We start from the raw sequence: 19,514 nt of genomic DNA on the forward strand, positions 1-19,514 counted from the left end.
TTGACATGGGTCATGGCGATGGCAGGTGCCGCAGCCGGGTTGCCAATCAGCCGCGCCAGTAGTTGTTGGCGGCAGCCACGGTCTGGAAATTGATGGCCACCACCTGCGAGGAAGCGATCAGCGCGCCGGCATCTTCGGCGTACTGCGGACGCAGGCGGTCGCGTGCTTCGGCGGATGGCTGGGTGTACTTCACGCCCATCCGCGACAGCTTCAACGCGAGCTCGAATCCTTCCTGCGCGGTGGCGGTCTGCAGGCTGCTCAACCAAGGCTCCATGTCGAATACTCCATTGCTTGCGGGAGCCTCGATGGTCGCGCAACTCCCGTGCACCGGCAAATCAGCTTCAGGCCAGCAGCGCCGCAGCCAGCGCCAGCCGCCCCATCGCCAGCAGACCCTGCTCGCGCTGCTCGGCGGGCATGTGGGTGTCGTGTTCCAGATGGTCGCTGACAGCCAGGATGGCCAGCGCCGCGAACCCTTCGCGCATCGCCAGGCCATACAACCCGGCGGTTTCCATTTCGATGCCGTGGATGCGGTGGCGACGCAGGTGGCCCAGCAATTGCGGGTCGCCGTCGTAGAAGCAATCGGTGCTGAATACCGATGCCACCCGCGCCGGCAGGCCCTGCGTGGCGGCGGCGTCCACCGCAGCGCGCAGCAGCGGGAAATCCGCGCAGGTGGACAGGTCATGGCCGCCGAACTGCATGCGGTTGAAGCGCGAATCGGTGCTGCCGGACTGCGCCAGCAACACGTCGCCGATGGCCACCTCGCCCACCCCGCCGCAGGTGCCGACGCGGATGATGCGGCGCACGCCGTAGGTGCGCGCCAACTCGGTGACGTAGATGGCGGTGGACGGAATCCCCATGCCGCCCCCCATCACGGTGACGGCCTGCCCTTGATAGTGGCCGGTAAACCCCAGCATGTTGCGGCGGGCGGTGACCTGCACCGGCGCGTCGAGCAGTGCGTGCGCGAGGAAGCGCGCCCGCAGCGGGTCGCCGGGCAACAGCACGGTGTCGGCGATCGCGCCGACGTCAGCTTCGATATGCGGCGTGCTCATGGGTCAGTCCGTCAGGAAGCAGCGGCCTTCCGCCAGCGGCGGCAGGCCCAGATGGGTGGCGATGCCCTGCCCGAGATCGGCGAAGCTTGCGCGCCGGCCCAGTGCACGCGGCGCAAGACCGGGGCCGCAAGCCAGCAGCGGCACGCATTCGCGGGTGTGGTCGCTGCCGGGCCAACTGGGGTCGCAGCCGTGGTCGGCGCTGAGCACCAGCAGGTCGCCGGGACGCAGCGCCGCCCGCAACTGCGCCAGCCGCGCATCGAAATGCTCCAGTGCCGCGCCGTAGCCCAGCGCATCGCGGCGGTGGCCGTACACGCTGTCGAAATCGACGAAATTGGTGGCGATCAAATCGCCGTCGCCAGCCGCCGCCAGTGCCTCGAAGGTGGCATCGAACAGTGCATCGTGGCCGCTGGCCAACCGCACATGGGTCACGCCGCGTGCGGCGAAGATGTCACTGATCTTGCCAACTGCATGCACCGCCCCGCCAGCCTGGCACACGGCCTCCAGCAAGGTCGGGCGCGGCGGTGGCAACGCGTAGTCGTGGCGGTTGCCGGTGCGGCGGAAGTCGGCCGGCGAGGTGCCCGTGAAGGGCCGCGCGATCACCCGCCCGATGTTGTACGGCGCCAGCAGCGTGCGCGCCAACTTGCACAGTGCATACAGCCGCTCCAGGCCGAAGTGCGTCTCGTGCGCGGCGATCTGGAAGACCGAATCGGCCGAGGTGTAGACGATCGGCTTGCCGCTGGCGATGTGTTCCTGCCCCAGCTTCGCGATGATCTCGGTGCCGGAGGCGTGGCAATTGCCCAGCACGCCGGGCAATCCGGCCTGTTCGATCAAGACCGCCAGCAGCGCATCCGGAAAACTGTTCTCCGCCGCCTCGAACAGCCCGAACGGTTCGTGCAGCGTCACCCCCGCGCTTTCCCAATGCCCGGAAGGCGTGTCCTTGCCGCTGGCGCGCTCGACCATGCAACCCCACAGGCCGTCGGGGTCGGGCAGGTGTTCGAACCCGCGCGCCCATCCGCCGGTTGCCAGCGCATGGGCATGTGCCAGGCCCAGCGCGGCAAGGTTGGGGAGCCGCAACGGGCCGCGCGCAGCTTCCGCGCAGGCCTGCGCGACATGGCCGAAGGTGTCCGCACCCACATCGCCATAGGCCGCCGCATCCGGCGCGCCGCCCACGCCCAGCGAATCCAGCACCAGCCACAGGGCACGCGCCACGGTCAGCCGCCCAGGTCCGCCAGGATGGCGTCGAACAAGCTGCTGGCACCGATGCGGAAATGCCCCGGCGTCACCCACCCCTTGCCCAGGATGTCTTCGGCCAATGCGATGTAGGTTTGCGCTTCGTCCGGCGTGCGGATGCCGCCCGCCGCCTTGAAGCCGCAGCGCCCGCCGCGCTCGGCGATCGCCGTCAGCATGATTTCGGCCGCTTCCAGGGTGGCGTTCACCGGCACCTTGCCGGTGGAGGTCTTGAGGAAATCCACCCCGGCATCCAGGCCGATGTCGCTGGCCGCGCGAATCAGTGCCGGCGTCGCCAGTTCACCGGTTTCCAGGATCAGCTTCAACGCGATGCCCGGGCCGCAGGCGGCGCGACACGCCTCCACGCCCGCCCGCGCGCCGGCGGCGTTGCCGGCCTGCAGGGCGCGCCATGCCAGCACCATGTCGATCTCGTCGGCACCGGCCGCGATCGCGCGGCGGGTTTCACGCTCCACCCGCGCCGGGTCGCCGCCGCCGTCGGGGAAATTGACCACCGTGGCCACCTTCACCCCGCTGCCGGCCAATGCCTGCCGCGCCGTGACGACATGCTCGGGATACACGCACACCGCCGCCGGATGGCCGTACGGGCCCAATGCGGCAACGCACAGGGCATGGATGCGCGCGGGCGTGTCCGCTTCTCCCAGGCTGGTGAGGTCAAGCAGGCCCAGCACGCGGCGGGCGGCGGAATGATCGACGGTCATGGCAGCGGGCGATGGTTGGATGCGCGCAGTCTAGGATGCCCGCACCGGGCACGCCTTGATTTGAGGCAAGTCGCAATTCCCGCCGGCAACCGCATCGCCGCGCGCCCCGGCCTGCACCTGGATGCCGGGAAAACCCCCGCCCGCAGCGGATGCCGGACAATGCCGGCATGACCACCGATACGCATCGCATGCTGGGCTGGAACGACGACACCTGCGCGGCGGATTGGTCGGCGCTGACCCACGACGAAGTGCAGGCGATGCTGGCAGGCTTCCCCACCCTGCACGGGCCGTTGCAAGTGCGCTGGCACAGCCCGCGACCGTTCGCGGCGGCGGCGCGGGTGGACACCCCCGGCGGCACGGTGTTCGTCAAGCGCCACCATTGCCTGCTGCGCACGCCGGCGACCCTGGGCGAGGAACATGCCTTCATCGCCCACCTGCGGGCCGCCGGCCTGCCGGTGCCACAGGTGCTGGCGGATGCCACCGGCCGTAGCGCGCTGGCGCGGGGCGACTGGGTATACGAAGTGCAAGCCCCGGTACCGGGGACGGACCTGTACCGGCAGACGCCCTCGTGGACGCCACTGCAACGGCTGGACCACGCCCGCCACGCCGGACGCATGCTGGCGCACCTGCACCAGGCAGCGCAGGGGTTTTCGCTGCGCGAACGCGGCACGCGCATGCTGGTGGCCAGCGACGACCTGCTGCGCGCGCCGGACCTGCTAGCCGCCATCGAAATGCAATGCACGCAGCGCCCCGCACTGGCCGGCGCACTGGCCACGCGCGACTGGCGCCGGGCGCTGGCTCCATTGCTGCCCCGGCACCGCCGGCTGCAACCACGCATCGCCGGGCTGCCGACGCTGTGGACGCACGGCGACTGGCATGCCTCCAACCTGCTGTGGAACGCGCAGGGCGAGGTGGCGGGCATCATCGACTTCGGCCTGTGCGCGCCCACCTTCGCGCTGTACGACCTTGCCACCGCGATCGAACGCAACGCCGTCGCCTGGCTGCACCTGGGCCGGGGCACGCGGGAGGCATGGCCGCACACCGCCTGCGCACTGCTGCGCGGGTATGCCGAGGTGCGCCCGCTGGCCGCCGCCGACACCGCGCTGCTGGCCGACCTGTTGCCGCTGGTGCATCTGGATTTCGCGCTGTCGGAGCTGGCCTATTTCGATGCCGTGCTGCACGCCCCCGCGCAGGCCGAGCTGGCATGGTCCGGTTTCCTGCTGGGGCATGCGGCCTGGTTCGACGGCGCGCCCGGGCAGGCGCTGCTGGCCGCGATCCGTGATTGCACTGGCCCGGCCGGCGCCAACCATGCTTCAATGCGCGCCTGAAGCGGGGGTGCCCGGCATGGCCGGGCTGAGAGAGTCCCTTGGAACCTGATCCGGTTTGCACCGGCGTAGGGAGCTTGATTGGAACGGCAGTGCGCCCGCGGGCGTCAGCCGTTCGCCATCGCTTCGTCCCCTCCCCAGACGATGCCGATGATGAAACTCTCCCGCACCCCCCTGCTGCTTGCCCTGCTGCCGCTGCTGGCCACCGCCGCACCTGCCGACGATGCCGCCGACACCTCGAAAGTCACCCGGTTGGCACCGGTGCGCGCCATCGCCGATGCCGTCCCGCGCGCGGCCGGCCTGGATGGCTGGGGCAATGCCGCACTGCGCGACACCCCCGCCAGCATCCGGGTGATCGGCCGCCAGCAGCTCGACGACCGCCAGATCCGCAGCCTCAGCGAACTGGCACGCGAAGACGCGGCACTGGGCGACAACTACGCGCCGGTGGGCTATTACCAGGACATCGCCATCCGTGGTTACGCGCTGGACCTCGGCACCGGCTACCGCGGCAACAACCTCACCCTCACCGGCGAGCAGGCCATCGCCCTGGAAGACAAGCAACAGGTGGAAGTGCTCAAGGGGCTGGCCGGGGTCTCCGCCGGGGTGATGGAGCCGGGCGGGCTGGTGAATTTCGTCAGCAAGCGCCCTGCAGACGTGCGCACCCTCACGCTGGGCACCGACTCGCAGGGTTCGGCCTATACCGCGCTGGACGTGGGCACCTGGCTGTCACCCGGTTTCGGCCTGCGCGCCAACCTGGCCTGGGAAAACCTGCATTCCTACGTGCGCCATGCCAACGGCCAGCGCAATTTCCAGTCACTGGCGATCGATTGGAAGCCGGCCCCGGGCACCACGCTGGAACTGGACGGCAACCGCCAGGACAGCGCCCAACGCTCGGTGTCCGGCTACCAGTTGCTGGGTGGCACCACCCTGCCGGCGCACCCGGACCCCACCCGCATGCTGGGCTACCAGCCGTGGCAACGACCGGTGGGCATGGTGTCCACCAACGCCAGCGCACGCCTGCACCACGCCTTCAACGACGACTGGCAACTGCACCTGGCCATCGGCAGCAGCCGCAGCGTGATCGACGACAACGTGGCGTTCGCCTACGGCTGCTATGCGGCCACCGCCTGCGCCAGCGGCGCACCCGGCAACTACTTCGCCGCCAATGGCGATTACGACGTCTACGACTACCGCAATCCCGGCGATACCCGCGTCACCGACAACGCCAGCGCCCACCTGCAGGGGCATTTCGACACCGGCGCGGTGACGCACGCGCTGGACATCGGCCTGACCACCTTCCACCGCAGCATCACCCGCCCGCACAGCGTCAACGAATGGGTGGGCACCGCCAACATCGATGACCTCGACCCGCCGGTGTTCGCGCCGTCGCCCAAGCAACCGGGCCTGCGGGTGCAGCGCCTGAACAGCCGGCAGCACACCGCCGCGCTGCTGGACCGCATGTCCTTCGGCGCGCATTGGCAACTGCTGGCGGGCGTGCAGTCGGCGCGCCTGCATGACATCGCACGCGACAAGCACGGCGTGGTGGAGCGTGACGCCGTCCTGCACAGGACGCTGCCGCAAGCGGCACTGCTGTGGCAGCCGGACACCGCCATGACCGCGTGGGCCAGCTACGGCGAAGGCCTGTCGCTGGGCAAGGAAGCGCCATCGTGGACCAGCAACGACGGCGAATTCCTCGCACCGCGGCTGTCGCGGCAAGTGGAGGCCGGCATCAAGTACCGCTGGAACGACCGCCTCGACATCGACGCCAGCGTGTTCCGCATCCGCCAGCCCTACCAGTACGCACAGCCGGATGCCTCCAGCTACGGCTTCACTTTCGTCCAGCACGGCGAAGAGGTGCATGCCGGGCTGGACGTGGCGGCCACCGGCCGCCTCACCGATGCACTGGGGCTCACTGCCAGCGTGATGCTGGTGCGGGCCACGGCGCAGGACACCGGCACCCCCGCCTTCGACGGCCACCAGGTGGTGAACGTGCCGCGCCTGCGCAGCAGCGTGCACCTGGATTACCGCCTGCCGGTGCCGGCGCAACTGTGGCTGCTGGCCGGCTGGCGTCACGCCGCCGCCAATCCCGCCACGCCGGACGGCCGGGTGCGCGCGCCGGCCTACGACGTGTTCGACGCCGGCCTGCGTCGTGCCGGCCGCGTGGGCAGCCACGACGTCCAGCTCACCATCGGCGTGGACAACCTGTTCAACCGCCGTTACTGGCGCGATACCGGCAGTTCGCTGGGTGACAACTACCTGTTCCCCGGCGCGCCGCGGCTGGCCCGGCTGTCGTTGCGCGTGGCGCTGTGATCCCCCTGCACGAACTCGCCGCAGCCATCCTCAGCGCCAGCGCCGTGTGGCTGACCACGCGGCGCAGCCCGTGGTGCTTTCCGGTGGGGCTGGTCTCGGTGTCGGTGTACATCTGGGTGTACTTCGACGCCCGGCTGTATTCGGAAGTGCTGCTGCAATTGCTGTGGGTGGCGATGCTGCTGACCGGCTGGTGGCGCTGGCTGCGCCACCTCGACACCACCGGCCACGTGCGGGTGGCCCCGCTGGCCGGCCGGTTGGCGGGCCTGCACCTGCTGGGCGGCATCGCCACCGGCCTGCTGCTGGGCTACGCCATGCAGCGCTGGACCCATGCCGCCCTGCCCTGGCTGGATGCGATGCTCACCGCACTCAGCCTGGTCGGCCAGCTGTGGCAAAACCGCCGCCACATCGCCGCATGGTGGATGTGGATCGCGGTGGATCTGGTCTACATCGGCATGTTCATCAACAAGCACCTGTTCGTCACCGCGCTGCTGTACGCCGGCTTCGTGGGACTGGCCGCCAAGGGGCTGCGCGACTGGACGCGCGCGGCACGGCGTGCCGAACGCGGCGCCTGAGCGCCGGCATCGGAACGGGGGTATGCTGGGCCGGCACATCACTGGCGCGCACCGGGCCATCCGGGCAGGCAGGCAGTCGTGGTCGTGACATCGCTTTCCCCGCTCCCCTTGCACTGGGCATCGCCCGCGCAGCCACCGCCGCTGCCCGCACCCGACCCGGCGACGGTGGCCACGCGCCTGACCGCCGACAACGCCCCCAGCCCCGCCTCCAACCCCGGAGCGCACGCCGACCAGTCCGCCGATCACCCGCCCAACCCGCAGCGCGGGCCATCCACGACGCAGCAACACGCCCCCGCACCGGGGGGGCTGTCGGACGCGGAACTGGCCACGCTGCGGCAACTGAAAGCGCGCGATACCGAAGTCCACCAGCACGAAGCCGCCCACCAATCCGCCGGCGGCAGTTACGTGGGCGCGGCCAGCTTCACCTTCACCCGCGGTCCCGACGGCCAGCGTTACGCCGTTGGCGGGGAAGTGCCGGTGGACACGGCCCCCCTCCGTGGCAAGCCGGAGGAAACCCTGGAAAAAATGCGCGCCATCCTCGCCGCGGCCCTGGCCCCGGCCGACCCGTCCGCACAGGACCGCCGAGTGGCCGCCAAGGCCATGCAGGCGATCGCCCAGGCACAACTGGACCTGCACCAGCAAACCCCACCGGACGGCGCGCAGCCTGCGCAACAAGCCGCTGCCAGCCGCGCCTATGGCGAAACCTCCGGCACGGCATCCGCGCTTCCCGGCGCACGGCTTTCGGCACATGTCTGACATGGCCCGGCCTGTGCAACGCTGACCACCCCGCAGCGGGCAGAATCCACGGGACAACACCACGGCACCGGCACCCATGGCTCCTCTGCAAATCAACCACCGCATTCCGCGTTCGCTGCTGGCCACGGCCGCCGTGATGCTGTTGCTGCCTACCGCAGTTGCCCTGTACCTGGCGCGCCAGTCCATGCTGCGCAACCAGCTGGAGGGCATCACCCTCATGACCACCCAGGTCTACGAGCGCGTCACCCGCATCAGCACCCAGATGGAGCAGGCCCTGGCCACGCTGAAAGCCGCCCAACTGCCCGACCCATGTGCGCCGCAGGGGACCGCCCTGATGCGCAAGATGCTGCTCCAGAACGACCTGCTGGCCGACGTCGGCTACGTGCAGGCCAACCAGCTGCGCTGCTCTGCCTTCGGCCAGCAGGCGCTGCCGCTGGGCGCGCCGACTTACACCAGCCTCACCGGCTACTGGCTGCGCAACGCGGTCCACCTGCCCGGCGCGGAAAATGTCCCGCTGGTCACCGCCACCGACCCGGCCAGCGGCTACACCCTGTTCACCCACCCCACCACCGCACTCAACATCGTGCCCACCAACCAGCCCTGGCAAGTCGTGGTGGTGGGGCGCGGCCAGCAGGATGTCGTGCTGGCGCAACATGGCTCCTACAACCCGCAATGGCCGGCACATGTCGGCAAGGCCCTCCATGGCCGCTTCATCGACGCGGGCCACCTGGTGGTATGGCGGCAATCACCACGCAGCGCCTACCTGGTGTTTGTCGCCCTGCCACGCGCCAGCGTGGACATGGCGTGGCGGAAAACCGCCCCCCTCTGGGGTGGCCTGGGGTTTGGCACCGGCCTGGTATTGATGCTGCTGACCTTGCGGGTGGCCAGGGCCAATACCTCGATTCGCTCGCTGCTGCGCCGCGCCATCCGCAACAATGAACTGTCGCTGGAATACCAGCCGGTGGTGGAACTGGCCAGCGGCCGCTGGGTTGGCGCGGAAGCCCTGATGCGCTGGCGGCGTCCCACCGGCGAAACGATCAGCCCGGTCATCTTCATCCCCATCGCCGAAAAAGCCGGCCTGATGCCCGTGCTGCGCGAATGGCTGATCCGCCGTTTCGAACAGGACGCCGCGCTGCTGTTTTCCCTGCATCCCGACTTCCACGTGGCATTGAATTTCTGCGTCGAGGATTTCTGTTCTGCCAGCAACCTCGTGCCCCTGCTGCGCAAAGCGCTTGAACGCATGGGAGCAACGGCGGCCAACGTGCAGGTGGAGCTGACCGAAAGCGTCTTCATGCGCAAGGAAGACACCTGCGCGACGTTGACGGCGCTTCGCGAGGCCGGCATCGCGCTGGCGATCGACGATTTCGGCACCGGCTATTCCAGTCTGTCCAACCTGAGCCAGGTCCGGTTCGACTACCTGAAGATCGACAAGTCCTTCGTCGAGACCATCGGCACCGGCGCGGTCACCCGCCACATCGTCGCCCACATCATCGAAATGGCGAAGTCACTGCAAACGCCGATGATCGCCGAAGGCGTGGAAACCGAAGCACAGGCGCATTACCTGCGCCAGCATGGGGTGCAGTACGCGCAGGGGTGGCTGTATGCCAAGTCGATGGCCATCGGCAGCCTGCTCAATCACTTGTCCGAACAAACCGAACCCGCACGCAGGACCGGCTGACCAGGCCCCGTCACCGCAGGCTCACGCCTGCTCGGTCTCCGGCGTCCCCAGCACCGGCTGCGCATCGGCGTCAGGAGCCTTGGCACGGCGCAGGCGCCGGAAGAAGGCCACCGCACGGTCGCGGTTGCGGGTCAGCAGGTACCAGCCCACGCACAGGCCGATGTAGGCCACAAGAAAGGCAGGCTTGGGCAGCAACTTCATTTGCATCGACAGCGCCACCAACAGCCCGCACAACAGGCTGAACCAGGTCAGGTGCAACGCCGCGCGGGTGGGGCCGAAGCCGGCATCGCGCATGATGTGGTGGATGTGGTCGGGACTGGGCGCGAACGGCGAGCGCCCCGCCTGCAGGCGGCGCACGATCAGGGTCAGGCAGTCCACCACCGGCACCGGCAGCAGCCACAGCGCCAGGACCGGGCTGACCGGGTGCTTCGGGTTCTGGGTCAGGCGGAAGCTCACCCAGGCAATCACCAGCCCCACCAGCGCGCTGCCGGCATTGCCCAGGAACACCTTGGCGCGCGGCCGCCACGGCAGGCGCATGTTCCATGCCAGAAACCCCGCCATCGCCCCGCACAGGATCGACAGGCGTCCGGCGATCACGTCATTGCCGGAATACATCGCCGCCGCCGCCAGCATCAACAGCGCGGCAAGGCACAGCAAGCCGCACAGTCCGTCGGCGCCATCGATCATGTTCACCGCGTTGATGATGCCGATGGTGGCAAACACCGTGAAGGGCACCGACAACCAGCCCAGCGACAGCGCTCCCCGGCCGAACACCGGGCCGATCTGCTCCACCCGCACCCCGCCCCAGTAGATGATCAGCAGCGCCGCCGCCGCCTGGCACAGCACCCGCCAGTACCAGCGCATGTCGCGCAGGTCGTCGTAGGTGCCCATCGCCACCAGCAGCAAGGCCGCCGCCATGAACGAATGCGCGGCAGGGCTGGTGGAACGGCTCCACAGGAACAACCCCGCGCAGGCCACGAAGATCGCCAGCCCCCCCGTCACCGGGGTGGGGGCCGCGTGGTCCTTGCGCCCCACCGGATGGTCCAGCAGCCCGAACCGTTGCGCCACCGGTTGCAGGACCCACAACAGACCCGCCGTCAGCGCGAACGCCAACAGCGCCATGGTGAAGTCGAAACCCAGGAAAGTCTGAAACATGCGTGAGTGCGCCAGGGGGATTTACATCAATTGCGACATTCTATCGATTCGGAGCCGCCTTCCCCGCAAGGCGCTGCCGCGACAGCTTCCAGCATCCCATCCTGCAAACGCAAGACCCGGTCCGCCAGGGCCAGGCTGGCCGGGCGATGGGTAATCAGCAGCACGGTGCGTGCCCGCAGCGCTTCGTGGCACTCGGTGATGAATTCCGATTCCCCGACCGGGTCGAACATCGCGGTGGCCTCGTCAAGCACCAGGATCGCAGGATCCTTCAACAAGGCGCGCGCCAGCGCGATGCGCTGCTTCTGCCCACCCGACAGCTTCACCCCCTGGTCGCCGATGCGGGTGGCATACCCCTGCGGCAGCGCCTGGATGAAATCATGCGCACGCGCCGCGCGCGCCGCGCGCTCCACCTCGGCCATGCCGGCATCGGCACGCCCGTAGGCGATGTTGTCCAGCACGCTGGCGTTGAACAGCATCACCTGCTGCGCCACCAATCCCACCTGCCCGCGCAATGCCGCCAGCCGGAACTTGCGCAGATCCACGCCCCCCACGCGGATGCTGCCCTGCTGCGGCTCCAGCAGGCGCAGCAGCAAGTGCGCCAGCGTGCTCTTGCCCGCGCCATTGGCCCCCGTGATGGCCACCGTCTCGCCGGCACGGATGTGCAACTGCAAGTCCTTGAACAGCGGCGGCCGCCCGGGGTAGGCGAAGTCCACGCCGTCGAACAGCAGGTCGCCGTCGCGCGGCAAGGCGTGCAGCGTTCCCGCATCCTGCTCCACCGGCGCGGCCAGCGCGTCCAGCACGCGCCGCGCCGCGCCGCGTGCACCCTGGGTCTGCCCATAGACATTGGCCAACTGCCCCACCGGCCCCACCAGCACCAGCCCATACAGGAACAGGCTGACCAGCGCCCCGACCTGCAATTGCCCACCCACGATGCTGCGGCCAGCCACGCCCAGCAGCAGCAACACCAGGCCCGCACCCAGCACCTGCACCAACGGCTGCAACGCCCCCTGCCAGCGCACCTGGCGCAACTCCGCCAGATGCAGGCGCTGCGCACCCTCGCGATAGCGCTTCGCCTCCAGCGCATCGGTGGCGAACGCTTTCACCACCGGCAACAGCTCCAGGTTCTGCGCCGCCAACGCCGACTGGTCGGCCCAGGCCTGCATGGTGGCCTGCCCCAACGGCCGCAAACGCCGCCCGCTGAGCTTGAGCAACAACACCAGCAGCGGCACCAGCGCGGCCACTGCCAGGGCCAGCAGCGGAGCCAACTGCAACATCAACGCCAACGCCCCGATGAAGGTGAATGCCAGTGGCAGCAAGGGCACCAACGTGCCCGACAGGTAGCCCCCCAAACGGTGGATGTCGCCGGTCAGCAACGCCAGCACGTCGCCGCGCTGGCGCTCGTGGTGCCAGCCCAGCGGCAATGCCTGCAAATGCGCGTATACCCGGCTGCCCGCCTCGGCCACCAGCCGCCCGGTGACCTTCTGCAACTGCACCGTGGTGGCGTATCCCAGGCCCGCCTGCGCCGCCACCAGCGCGAACAGCCCCCACAGCAACATCCCGGTGGCCTGCGCATGCACCAGCCGCTCGGCCAGCACCCCGCCCAGCCACGGTTGCGCCAGCGTGGCCATGCTTTGCACCAGCAGCAACGCCAGCGCCAGCAGCAATGCCGGCACCTGCGGGCGCAACCACGGCAGCCAGACCCGCAGGCCGGCGGCACTGCCCGATTTCATCGCGGCCTGCCCCGCATCGACATCACCGTCCAAAGGCCACCTTGTCGGCATTGTGCTGCAGCCAATGTTCCAGCAACAGCAGCATCTTCAATTCCCACACCGCCTCGATCTGCCCCGCCTGCCAGCGCTGCGCGGCCGCAAGGAAGCGCCCGCGATCGATCCAGCGGCCAATCGCCGGCCCGCTGCCGTGGAAATCACGCACGACCTGCTCCAACACCGGCTGCAGCATGACCCGGTCGAAATGCGAACCCGGATGGAACTTGTCGCCGCGCCACGCCACCGCATGCGGCAGGTGCGGGGTCATGGCCTTGCGCAGGATCCATTTCAAGTGGCCATTGCGCAGCCGCAACTCCAGCGGAATCCAGGCGGCGAAGTCGATCAGCGCACGGTCCAGGAAAGGGCACCGCATCTCCACTCCGAAATGGCGGGATCGGGCATGGAAGCGGCCGATGCCATCCAGATTGACGGCACCGTGCAGGGTTTGCGTGGGAAGCCCGCCCGCTGGCGGCGGCGGGCGGCGCAACAATGCCAGGTGACGACGCGCGCGCGCGCGCAGCCCCAGGGCTTCGCACGCATCGGTTCGCAGCAGGGCGGCATGCAGGCGCGGCCACTCCGAAGCGCGGCCACGCCATCTGCGGACGCCATTGCGCACCACCGGAGGCAGGTGCGCGGTATAGCGCAGACGCCGCACCAGGGGGACCATCCATGCCTCTCCCGCCATGCGGTCCTGCTTGCGTGCGCAGCGCAGCGCGACGGCATATCCACCGGCCCGAATTTGCCGCTCCAGCAAGTCTTCGTAGAAAAACAGCGCATCGGCATCGATGCCGTTCATCATCACGTCCACGCCGGAGGCCGCCGCCATCCGGTCGAACAGCGGCAAGAAACCGTTGCGACCGGACACGAAACGCGGCGATGCCGCCAATGCATCCAGCGCTCCCGCGGCCTGCTCTTGCATGTCGGCCACGTCGATGCAGGTCGCGGGTACGCCGGTGGCCGCCAGCACGCGGTCGATCGCGCGGGTTTCGGGACACGCCGGGTTGCCGCGATCGAGCACCGAATACGCCTGCAACCGCCCTGCCGGCACGTATCCACATCCCAGCGCCAGCACGGCGGAAGAATCCAGCCCGCCACTGAACATCACCCCGGCCCGCACGCCATCGGCCAGCCGCTTGCGCACGGCCTCGCCCAAATGCCAGCGCAGCGCCTCCACCCAGCCATCCACATCGGTGGAGGCCAGTGCCGGCCGCGTCTGGCCCGGCGTCCAATACCGCTGGACCTGCACATCGCGGGCATCGGCGCGCAACCACTGCGCGGCCAGCAGGCGCTGGATCCCGGTGATCTCCGGCTCGAAGTGGGCCAGTTGCTCGGCATTGAACAACGGCTCCAGCAGGCGACTCTCCGGAATGCGCGCGTCCAGCCCGGTGCAGGCCGCCAAGGCTTCCGGCGCGGTGGCAAACGCAAACCCACCCCCGGGCAACAGGCGATGGAACAGCGGCCGCATGCCCATCGGGTCGCTGGCCGCGAACACGCAACGCTTGCGCAGATCGCACACCACGAAGGCGAAGTCACCGTCCAGCCGTTGCGGCAACCCTTCCCCCCAACGCTGGTAGCCGCGCAGCAAGAGGGTGGGCGCATCCAACACCGGCCCTGCCAACCCCAATGCGGATTGCAGGCCGTCCCGGTCATACAGGCTGGCATCGGCCACCAGTACCAGCCCCGCCTCGGCATCCACGCACCAGCCCGTGTACGTGCCGCGATGCTCCGCGCCCCACGCCGCCAGCCACAGCCCACCGTCCGGTGACCGCCACTGCCGCAGGGCGTCCGCTGCCGGGGCCGGTGCAAACCCGCCCGCCACCGGCCCGCCGTCCCATCGGAACACCCCCGCCAATCCCCGCATCCGCACCCTCCCTGGCCTGTGCAACCCGACGCTGCGGCGAATTCCGCTTGACTCCCGGGCGCGACGATTCTATACAGTTGTCCCAAAGCGGGCTGCGACCGACCGGTCGCGTGCGTGCGCGCTTGCCATCGCGCGGCGATGCCGTGCATTCATGCTCACTTTTTAGGCGTATCCAACCGGAGGGAACATCCATGAGCAGTTCGAACGGCTTGACAAGATTCGTGGTTATCGGCGCATTGACTTTTGCTTGCGGCACGCTGTACAGCACGCCGGCCGCCGCCGCCAACTATCGGTCGTTCTACCAGAATGCCGGGGCCAGCTGCCATGGTGTCGACGCACTCAGTGATGCCAAACTGACCCGCACCGAAGGACGCCTGATCAACAAAACCAATTCGTCCATCGATGTCATCTGCAATCTGATGACCGATGTTTACGCCCCGCAATCGACCAACAAAGGCGTGGTGACTTTCGTCGCACTCTGGGCACGTCGCTACGCAGGCACAGGCAGGACCATGTCGTGCACCCTGACCGATGGCTTCTACGGCCAAACGGGTAGCACCACCTATCAGCCGGACGTTGCCAACCCTCTTTCCCTGCCCAACTCCGGTGCTCAGGCCATTTTCACCTGGACTCCCGGCAATCTGGCCACCAGCCGCTTCCTGGCACCGGTCAATGTCCGCTGCACGCTTGCCGGCTACACCGAGCTCAACGACATGTTCGTTGAATACGAAGGTGACATCGGTACCGCGTACTGATCCCCGCCGCAAGATCGATCGCATCCTTGCGCATGTCGATATCGCGAACCCAACTGTTGGTGGCGTTTGCCTGCCTGCTGTCGGCAGGCAACGTCATTCTGTACCAGCAGATGTCCTCGCGGTTTGCCGCCGTGGATGCCGCCATCTCCACGCTTGCCAGTCATCCGGCAAGCGCGGCAGCAAGCCCGGCTGACACGGCAGCGCTTGCGCAAAGCCGTCCTGCCGGTCCTGCTGCAAGCCCCGGTGGCACCTATCGCCCGGGCATGCTGGCGGAACAGCTCCAGCAGCAAAAAGCACAATTCAATCCGGCAGCCCAAGCCACCGAGTTGGACAGGGTGATGGCCCGGGAACCTGCCCTTCCCGGCATCGAACAGACCCAAACCCGCCTGCTGCAACAAGCCATCGCCGCCATGCCCGCTGATGCGCCGCATGCGACGGGGCTGCAGACGCGTTGCCAAGGCAGGCGGTGCCTGATCAGTGCGGGCTTCACCGACGACTCCCAAGCCAACGACTGGGCCAGCCGCCTGCTGTTGACAGGTGGCAAGAATTTGCCCAGAAGCGCCCGTGTGATTGCCGTTCCGCTTGAAGGCGGCAACGGTGCCACCAGCCTCCAGCTTTACCTGTTCTAGATTTTCATCCGATCATACGCACCTCGCATCCACAGGGAGCCTCCTCATGTGCCAGACCATTGATACTCCACAAACCAGCCGCCTGCCCTATGAAACCCCGTGCCTGACCAGCTTCGGTACTCTGGCAGAGTTGACCCAAGGCGGGGGAGCCAGTCAGTCGGAAGGTGGCAAGCCGATTCCGGGCAAGAAGCCCTGATTGGTCGATAGCCAAAACCAGCCCGCATGTCTCGAAGCGTTCACCGCTCCAACCACGTCCTCTCGCAGGACGGCGACAACCAGGCCGTCCTGCTGGATCTTGCCGGCGAGCGCTACTTCGGGCTGAACCAGGTCGGTACCCGCATCTGGCAGTTGCTGGGGGAAACCCCGTCGCTGCCGGATGTGCACGCGCGCCTGTGCGCGGAGTTCGATGCCCCGCCCGAACGCATCCAGCAGGACCTGCTGGCACTGGTGGAGCAGTTGCAGGCCGCCGGCCTGATCACGGTGGAATGAACCCGGCGCGACGCCTGCGGCAATGGCGGCGATTGCCAAGCGATTCACGCCGCCTGTTGTGGCTGATCTTCCTTGCCTTGCCACTGGTCGCACTTGCCCTGCGGTTGCTGGGCTATCGGCGCACACTGGCGCTGGTGGAGCACCAGAGTCGGCCGAAAGCCACTCGCCGCCCTACATCTGACGACATTGCCGCTGGACAGCATCTGGCCCGGCTTGCCGCCATTGCGGGGCGGCATGGGCTTGTCACTGCCACCTGCCTGCGCCAGGCGCTGTTGGTGCATGGCCTGCTGCGCAGGCGCGGGCTGACCCCCGTCCTCAAGCTGGGGGTGCGCCGGCAAGGCGCGTTGCCGGACATGCACGCCTGGGTGGAGCTGGGTGGCGTGGCATTGGGGCAGCCGGTGCTGGCGCACACGCCCTTCCAATCGATTGCCGGACAGCCCACTTCACAGCGCACGAGCGCCCCTTCCGATGACTGACCAGGCCCCACATCTCCACCTGCATGCGGCAATCCCGCAGCTGGCGGAACCCATGCCCCCCTTGCACCAATGGACGCTGCCGGACGGCAGCCCGTGGTGCGTGGTGCACAAACTGGCAGGCCACTACCGGATGCGCTTTCCGGGGCTGGCGGATTACCACGTCCACGTCGATGGCCGGGTGGACTGCCACCCTGTTCCCGGTGTCGATGCGCCCACCCTGCAACACCTGTTCGCCAACCAGGTCGCTCCCGCCGCCCTCAGCCTGCAACAGCGCGCCGTCTTCCACGCCAGCGCATTGGCCATCCAGGGCGGGGCCGTCGCCTTTCTTGGCGAAAGCGGGCGCGGCAAATCCACGCTGGCCACCTTTCTGGCCCGCTGCGGCCACCCGCTGTTGACCGATGACGGGCTGGAATTGCAGCAGGCCGGCGATACCCTGCTGGCGCTGCCCAACCAACCCTCGATCCGCCTGTGGGAAGACAGCCGCACGGCCCTGCTGCCCGCCACCGCCGCGCCGTTGCCGGCCGTGAGTTACACCACCAAGGCGCGTTTCCATGCCGACCGCCTGCTGCCTTTCGCGAATGCGCCGGCCCCGCTGCGCGCAGCGTTCTTCCTTGGGGAAGGGCATGCCGACACCGTCCGCCTGGAACCCCTTTCGGCCCAGCAGGCGCACCTGGCCTGGGTCAAGCACGCTTTCCTGCTGGACGTGCACGACCAGGACACCTTGCGCCGCCATTTCCACCAGGTGGCCGCCCTTGCGCAACGCGGCATCAGCTACCGGCTGGACTACCCACGCCGATATGACGTGCTGCCGCAGGTGGAGGCCGCATTGCTGCAATGCCTTTCCCGGCATCATGCGTCGCAATGATCCCGATGCCCGCGCAGAAGCCCGCCACGCCCGCTTGCGCCGGCAGCAGCACGCACCCCACCCTCAGGCGTCCTCATAACCCAGCAGCGCAAATGGATTGAGGAACTGACGCCCCTGCAGCGCATTGCGTTCGGCTTCACCCAGCCCTGCTGCGTCGCACGCAGCACCCCAATGCGTCCGTATTGCCTGCAGCTGTCCATCGATGATTCCGCGCGCGTCCTCCACCGACAACTGAAAGCGGGCAGCAGCATCCAGGCAGACTGTCAGCCGGCTGAAGCGGTTGTTGCCCAGTATCTTCATGGCCTGCGTGGCTTCCTGCCCAGCGCGCGGCTGCGGGCAGATGTCATAGGCTGGCGTGAGCAATAGATGTTCGCCATCCCAGAATGCCGCATGGTTGCGCGCATGGTCATCGGTATTGCCGCACAAGATGTTGAATGTCAGTCGCGCGAACAATTCGCGCAGCGTGGCCCGCGGTTTCGTGAAGCGATGACGGATGATGTCCGCAAGCTCCTCGTAGCTTGCATAGGACGCCATCATTTCATCCAGGCCCAACAAGGTCAGCGCCGATACCAGCGCGCGCCGACGCCAGCGACCATCGCCGCCAGCGACGCGGTCGAAACGCTCCACCAGCAGCACATCCTTGCCTGCCGCCTGCACCCGTTCCACTGCAGCAACATCCAATCCCGCCAGCGCGGCCAGGCGCATGGCCAGAAACTCGGCCTTCACCACCGGCGTCACATCGGTGCTGCTGGAGAACTTGGCGATCCATTTGCGCCCGCCTCCCTCCAGCGTAGCCTTCGGACGCGCCCCGCCAATTTCGGTTCCATGCTGGATGGCGTGTGCCAACGCGGGAGACAGCGGCAGGCCCTGCTCTATCCGTGCAGCACTCTCCAGAAGTGCGTCAAGCGAGGCCCCGCCTCCCTCTCGCGCAATGTAGTGGCTTGCAGACTGCTGGAAATCCAGCGCACCAACACGATCCGAGCCGGATTGCAGCAGATAGCTCAATTCGTCGAGTACCGTGGTATCGGCATCCCGCCCCGCCTGGCCCAGAAGTTGGTTGATGATCACGCGCCGTCCCCACGCATCGGGGGCCGCATCGCGCAGACAGCCAGGCATCGACAGGCCCGTCAGCAACGGCAGCATGCCTGCCTGCAACGGCAGTTCCGGCAGGTATAACGGCACCTTGTCGGTCCGCGCCAGATAGCTGCGGCCATAGTTGAACTGCAACCCCTCGGGCGTGGGCGCCAAGCGTCCGGCCACGACCGGCTTGATTCGGCCGGGCAGCCAAATCCAGACATAGGCTTCGCGTGGCGGCGTACGTGGATCAGAAGTCATCTTTCACATCGCTGCCGGATGCGTGCACCGCCTTGGGCAGAAGCGCCAGCCGGGCCTCGACTTCACGACTGCGCTGCTGCAACGCACCCAGCTCGGGCTCGAACAGCGGCACACCGAGGATCGCAGCCAGCTCGAACACCACCCCGATCTCGCAGCGCGGATCCCCCCTCTCGATCCGATACAGCATGTCGCGCGATATCCCGGCACGCTCAGCCAAACTCTGGGTGCCGATCTTCCTTGCAATGCGGGCCGCGCGCAGCAAGCCACCCAGCAGACCCAATGCCTGCAGGCTGTAACGGGAATAGGTGCGGGCGGTGCGCTTGACCACCTGCACAGTATTGTCTTGTAAAAACGACAAATCAATGCTTACGTATTACATGAAAGACAATCAAATCCTGCAGTAGCCGCGATACCAGCCCCCCTCACCCCAACCCTCTCCCCCATTCGCATGGGGGAGAGGGAGCAATAGGCTCATTGAGCGCAGAGCGGATGATCTCTCATCCATTCACATGGGGGAGAGGGGGCTTTGCCGCTGAACCTTGAGGCC

20 protein-coding genes and 1 riboswitch are annotated in these 19,514 nt (G+C 67.9%); of the genes, 11 read left to right on the forward strand and 9 right to left on the reverse strand.

Features of this window, described 5'->3' with window-relative positions:
* Window positions 1-46: 46 nt before the first annotated feature.
* The 4 genes from ACE3OK_RS05940 to deoC form a co-directional block, all read right to left on the reverse strand.
* On the reverse strand, window positions 47-274 hold the full coding sequence (locus tag ACE3OK_RS05940; protein ID WP_374248631.1) for a hexameric tyrosine-coordinated heme protein: 228 nt from the start codon (window positions 272-274) through the stop codon (window positions 47-49).
* Window positions 275-341: 67 nt separating this feature from the next.
* Window positions 342-1,049, reverse strand: coding sequence for a purine-nucleoside phosphorylase (gene deoD / locus ACE3OK_RS05945; RefSeq protein WP_374248632.1), 708 nt, complete (start codon window positions 1,047-1,049; stop codon window positions 342-344).
* A gap of 3 nt (window positions 1,050-1,052) precedes the next feature.
* Window positions 1,053-2,258 carry a phosphopentomutase gene (locus tag ACE3OK_RS05950; RefSeq protein ID WP_374248633.1) on the reverse strand — a complete coding sequence of 402 codons (1,206 nt, stop codon included), beginning with the start codon at window positions 2,256-2,258 and terminating at the stop codon, window positions 1,053-1,055.
* Window positions 2,259-2,260: 2 nt separating this feature from the next.
* The gene (deoC, locus tag ACE3OK_RS05955; RefSeq protein WP_374248634.1) at window positions 2,261-2,995 is read right to left on the reverse strand and encodes a deoxyribose-phosphate aldolase; all 735 of its coding nucleotides are present in this window, start codon (window positions 2,993-2,995) and stop codon (window positions 2,261-2,263) included.
* 167 nt (window positions 2,996-3,162) lie between these two features.
* Between deoC and ACE3OK_RS05960 the strand changes: the two genes are divergently transcribed.
* The 5 genes from ACE3OK_RS05960 to ACE3OK_RS05980 all read left to right on the forward strand — a co-directional run bounded on the left by ACE3OK_RS05960 (window position 3,163) and on the right by ACE3OK_RS05980 (window position 9,636).
* Complete coding sequence (locus ACE3OK_RS05960; RefSeq protein ID WP_374248635.1) at window positions 3,163-4,323, forward strand: phosphotransferase enzyme family protein; 1,161 nt, start codon at window positions 3,163-3,165, stop codon at window positions 4,321-4,323.
* A riboswitch (TPP riboswitch) is annotated at window positions 4,317-4,412 on the forward strand. (Overlaps the previous gene by 7 nt.)
* A 61-nt stretch (window positions 4,413-4,473) precedes the next feature.
* Window positions 4,474-6,630 (forward strand): TonB-dependent siderophore receptor, encoded by a 2,157-nt coding sequence (locus ACE3OK_RS05965; RefSeq protein ID WP_374248636.1) that lies wholly within the window; start codon window positions 4,474-4,476, stop codon window positions 6,628-6,630.
* Window positions 6,627-7,202 carry a nicotinamide riboside transporter PnuC gene (pnuC, locus tag ACE3OK_RS05970; RefSeq protein WP_374248637.1) on the forward strand — a complete coding sequence of 192 codons (576 nt, stop codon included), beginning with the start codon at window positions 6,627-6,629 and terminating at the stop codon, window positions 7,200-7,202. The genes ACE3OK_RS05965 and pnuC overlap by 4 nt, the downstream gene beginning before the upstream one ends.
* Window positions 7,203-7,286: 84 nt before the next feature.
* A complete protein-coding gene (locus ACE3OK_RS05975; protein WP_374248638.1) occupies window positions 7,287-7,958 on the forward strand; it encodes a putative metalloprotease CJM1_0395 family protein in 672 nt (223 codons plus the stop codon).
* A 76-nt stretch (window positions 7,959-8,034) separates the two neighbouring features.
* On the forward strand, window positions 8,035-9,636 hold the full coding sequence (locus ACE3OK_RS05980) for an EAL domain-containing protein (RefSeq protein WP_374248639.1): 1,602 nt from the start codon (window positions 8,035-8,037) through the stop codon (window positions 9,634-9,636).
* Window positions 9,637-9,657: 21 nt separating this feature from the next.
* On the opposite strand, the gene ACE3OK_RS05985 is transcribed toward ACE3OK_RS05980, so the two are convergent.
* The 3 genes from ACE3OK_RS05985 to ACE3OK_RS05995 are packed head-to-tail and all read right to left on the reverse strand — an operon-like array spanning window position 9,658 to window position 14,400.
* A complete protein-coding gene (locus tag ACE3OK_RS05985) occupies window positions 9,658-10,791 on the reverse strand; it encodes an MraY family glycosyltransferase (RefSeq protein ID WP_374248640.1) in 1,134 nt (377 codons plus the stop codon).
* Window positions 10,792-10,817: 26 nt separating this feature from the next.
* The gene (locus tag ACE3OK_RS05990; protein ID WP_374248641.1) at window positions 10,818-12,572 is read right to left on the reverse strand and encodes an ABC transporter ATP-binding protein; all 1,755 of its coding nucleotides are present in this window, start codon (window positions 12,570-12,572) and stop codon (window positions 10,818-10,820) included.
* Window positions 12,544-14,400, reverse strand: a complete 1,857-nt coding sequence (locus ACE3OK_RS05995; protein WP_374248642.1) for an asparagine synthetase B — start codon at window positions 14,398-14,400, stop codon at window positions 12,544-12,546. The genes ACE3OK_RS05990 and ACE3OK_RS05995 overlap by 29 nt, the downstream gene beginning before the upstream one ends.
* Window positions 14,401-14,609: 209 nt before the next feature.
* Between ACE3OK_RS05995 and ACE3OK_RS06000 the strand changes: the two genes are divergently transcribed.
* The 6 genes from ACE3OK_RS06000 to ACE3OK_RS06025 are packed head-to-tail and all read left to right on the forward strand — an operon-like array spanning window position 14,610 to window position 17,632.
* Window positions 14,610-15,173, forward strand: a complete 564-nt coding sequence (locus ACE3OK_RS06000; protein ID WP_374248643.1) for a hypothetical protein — start codon at window positions 14,610-14,612, stop codon at window positions 15,171-15,173.
* 32 nt (window positions 15,174-15,205) lie between these two features.
* Window positions 15,206-15,802 carry a hypothetical protein gene (locus ACE3OK_RS06005; RefSeq protein WP_374248644.1) on the forward strand — a complete coding sequence of 199 codons (597 nt, stop codon included), beginning with the start codon at window positions 15,206-15,208 and terminating at the stop codon, window positions 15,800-15,802.
* Window positions 15,803-15,848: 46 nt separating this feature from the next.
* Window positions 15,849-15,998 carry a lasso RiPP family leader peptide-containing protein gene (locus ACE3OK_RS06010; protein ID WP_374248645.1) on the forward strand — a complete coding sequence of 50 codons (150 nt, stop codon included), beginning with the start codon at window positions 15,849-15,851 and terminating at the stop codon, window positions 15,996-15,998.
* 26 nt (window positions 15,999-16,024) lie between these two features.
* Complete coding sequence (locus ACE3OK_RS06015) at window positions 16,025-16,291, forward strand: PqqD family protein (protein ID WP_374248646.1); 267 nt, start codon at window positions 16,025-16,027, stop codon at window positions 16,289-16,291.
* Complete coding sequence (locus tag ACE3OK_RS06020; RefSeq protein ID WP_374248647.1) at window positions 16,288-16,767, forward strand: lasso peptide biosynthesis B2 protein; 480 nt, start codon at window positions 16,288-16,290, stop codon at window positions 16,765-16,767. The genes ACE3OK_RS06015 and ACE3OK_RS06020 overlap by 4 nt, the downstream gene beginning before the upstream one ends.
* 52 nt (window positions 16,768-16,819) lie before the next feature.
* The gene (locus tag ACE3OK_RS06025; protein ID WP_374248648.1) at window positions 16,820-17,632 is read left to right on the forward strand and encodes a hypothetical protein; all 813 of its coding nucleotides are present in this window, start codon (window positions 16,820-16,822) and stop codon (window positions 17,630-17,632) included.
* A 63-nt stretch (window positions 17,633-17,695) separates the two neighbouring features.
* On the opposite strand, the gene ACE3OK_RS06030 is transcribed toward ACE3OK_RS06025, so the two are convergent.
* Together ACE3OK_RS06030 and ACE3OK_RS06035 are read right to left on the reverse strand one after the other, a co-directional pair.
* Complete coding sequence (locus ACE3OK_RS06030; RefSeq protein WP_374248649.1) at window positions 17,696-18,967, reverse strand: type II toxin-antitoxin system HipA family toxin; 1,272 nt, start codon at window positions 18,965-18,967, stop codon at window positions 17,696-17,698.
* Window positions 18,957-19,295 carry a helix-turn-helix transcriptional regulator gene (locus tag ACE3OK_RS06035; protein WP_374248650.1) on the reverse strand — a complete coding sequence of 113 codons (339 nt, stop codon included), beginning with the start codon at window positions 19,293-19,295 and terminating at the stop codon, window positions 18,957-18,959. The genes ACE3OK_RS06030 and ACE3OK_RS06035 overlap by 11 nt, the downstream gene beginning before the upstream one ends.
* Window positions 19,296-19,514 lie beyond the last annotated feature (219 nt).

Source organism: Thermomonas sp. (assembly GCF_041905325.1).
GTDB lineage: Bacteria > Pseudomonadota > Gammaproteobacteria > Xanthomonadales > Xanthomonadaceae > Thermomonas.

What these genes read in the sequence shown, in the direction of transcription:
- ACE3OK_RS06020 (WP_374248647.1), top strand. Translation starts at nt 16,288, where the DNA reads ATGAACCCGGCGCGACGCCTGCGGCAATGGCGGCGATTGCCAAGCGAT.
- ACE3OK_RS06000 (WP_374248643.1), top strand. Translation starts at nt 14,610, where the DNA reads ATGAGCAGTTCGAACGGCTTGACAAGATTCGTGGTTATCGGCGCATTG.
- ACE3OK_RS05940 (WP_374248631.1), bottom strand. Translation starts at nt 274, where the DNA reads ATGGAGCCTTGGTTGAGCAGCCTGCAGACCGCCACCGCGCAGGAAGGA.
- ACE3OK_RS06005 (WP_374248644.1), top strand. Translation starts at nt 15,206, where the DNA reads ATGTCGATATCGCGAACCCAACTGTTGGTGGCGTTTGCCTGCCTGCTG.
- deoD (WP_374248632.1), bottom strand. Translation starts at nt 1,049, where the DNA reads ATGAGCACGCCGCATATCGAAGCTGACGTCGGCGCGATCGCCGACACC.
- ACE3OK_RS06015 (WP_374248646.1), top strand. Translation starts at nt 16,025, where the DNA reads ATGTCTCGAAGCGTTCACCGCTCCAACCACGTCCTCTCGCAGGACGGC.
- deoC (WP_374248634.1), bottom strand. Translation starts at nt 2,995, where the DNA reads ATGACCGTCGATCATTCCGCCGCCCGCCGCGTGCTGGGCCTGCTTGAC.
- ACE3OK_RS05965 (WP_374248636.1), top strand. Translation starts at nt 4,474, where the DNA reads ATGAAACTCTCCCGCACCCCCCTGCTGCTTGCCCTGCTGCCGCTGCTG.
- ACE3OK_RS05980 (WP_374248639.1), top strand. Translation starts at nt 8,035, where the DNA reads ATGGCTCCTCTGCAAATCAACCACCGCATTCCGCGTTCGCTGCTGGCC.
- ACE3OK_RS06010 (WP_374248645.1), top strand. Translation starts at nt 15,849, where the DNA reads ATGTGCCAGACCATTGATACTCCACAAACCAGCCGCCTGCCCTATGAA.
- ACE3OK_RS06030 (WP_374248649.1), bottom strand. Translation starts at nt 18,967, where the DNA reads ATGACTTCTGATCCACGTACGCCGCCACGCGAAGCCTATGTCTGGATT.
- ACE3OK_RS05960 (WP_374248635.1), top strand. Translation starts at nt 3,163, where the DNA reads ATGACCACCGATACGCATCGCATGCTGGGCTGGAACGACGACACCTGC.
- ACE3OK_RS06025 (WP_374248648.1), top strand. Translation starts at nt 16,820, where the DNA reads ATGCCCCCCTTGCACCAATGGACGCTGCCGGACGGCAGCCCGTGGTGC.
- ACE3OK_RS05990 (WP_374248641.1), bottom strand. Translation starts at nt 12,572, where the DNA reads ATGCCGACAAGGTGGCCTTTGGACGGTGATGTCGATGCGGGGCAGGCC.
- ACE3OK_RS05985 (WP_374248640.1), bottom strand. Translation starts at nt 10,791, where the DNA reads ATGTTTCAGACTTTCCTGGGTTTCGACTTCACCATGGCGCTGTTGGCG.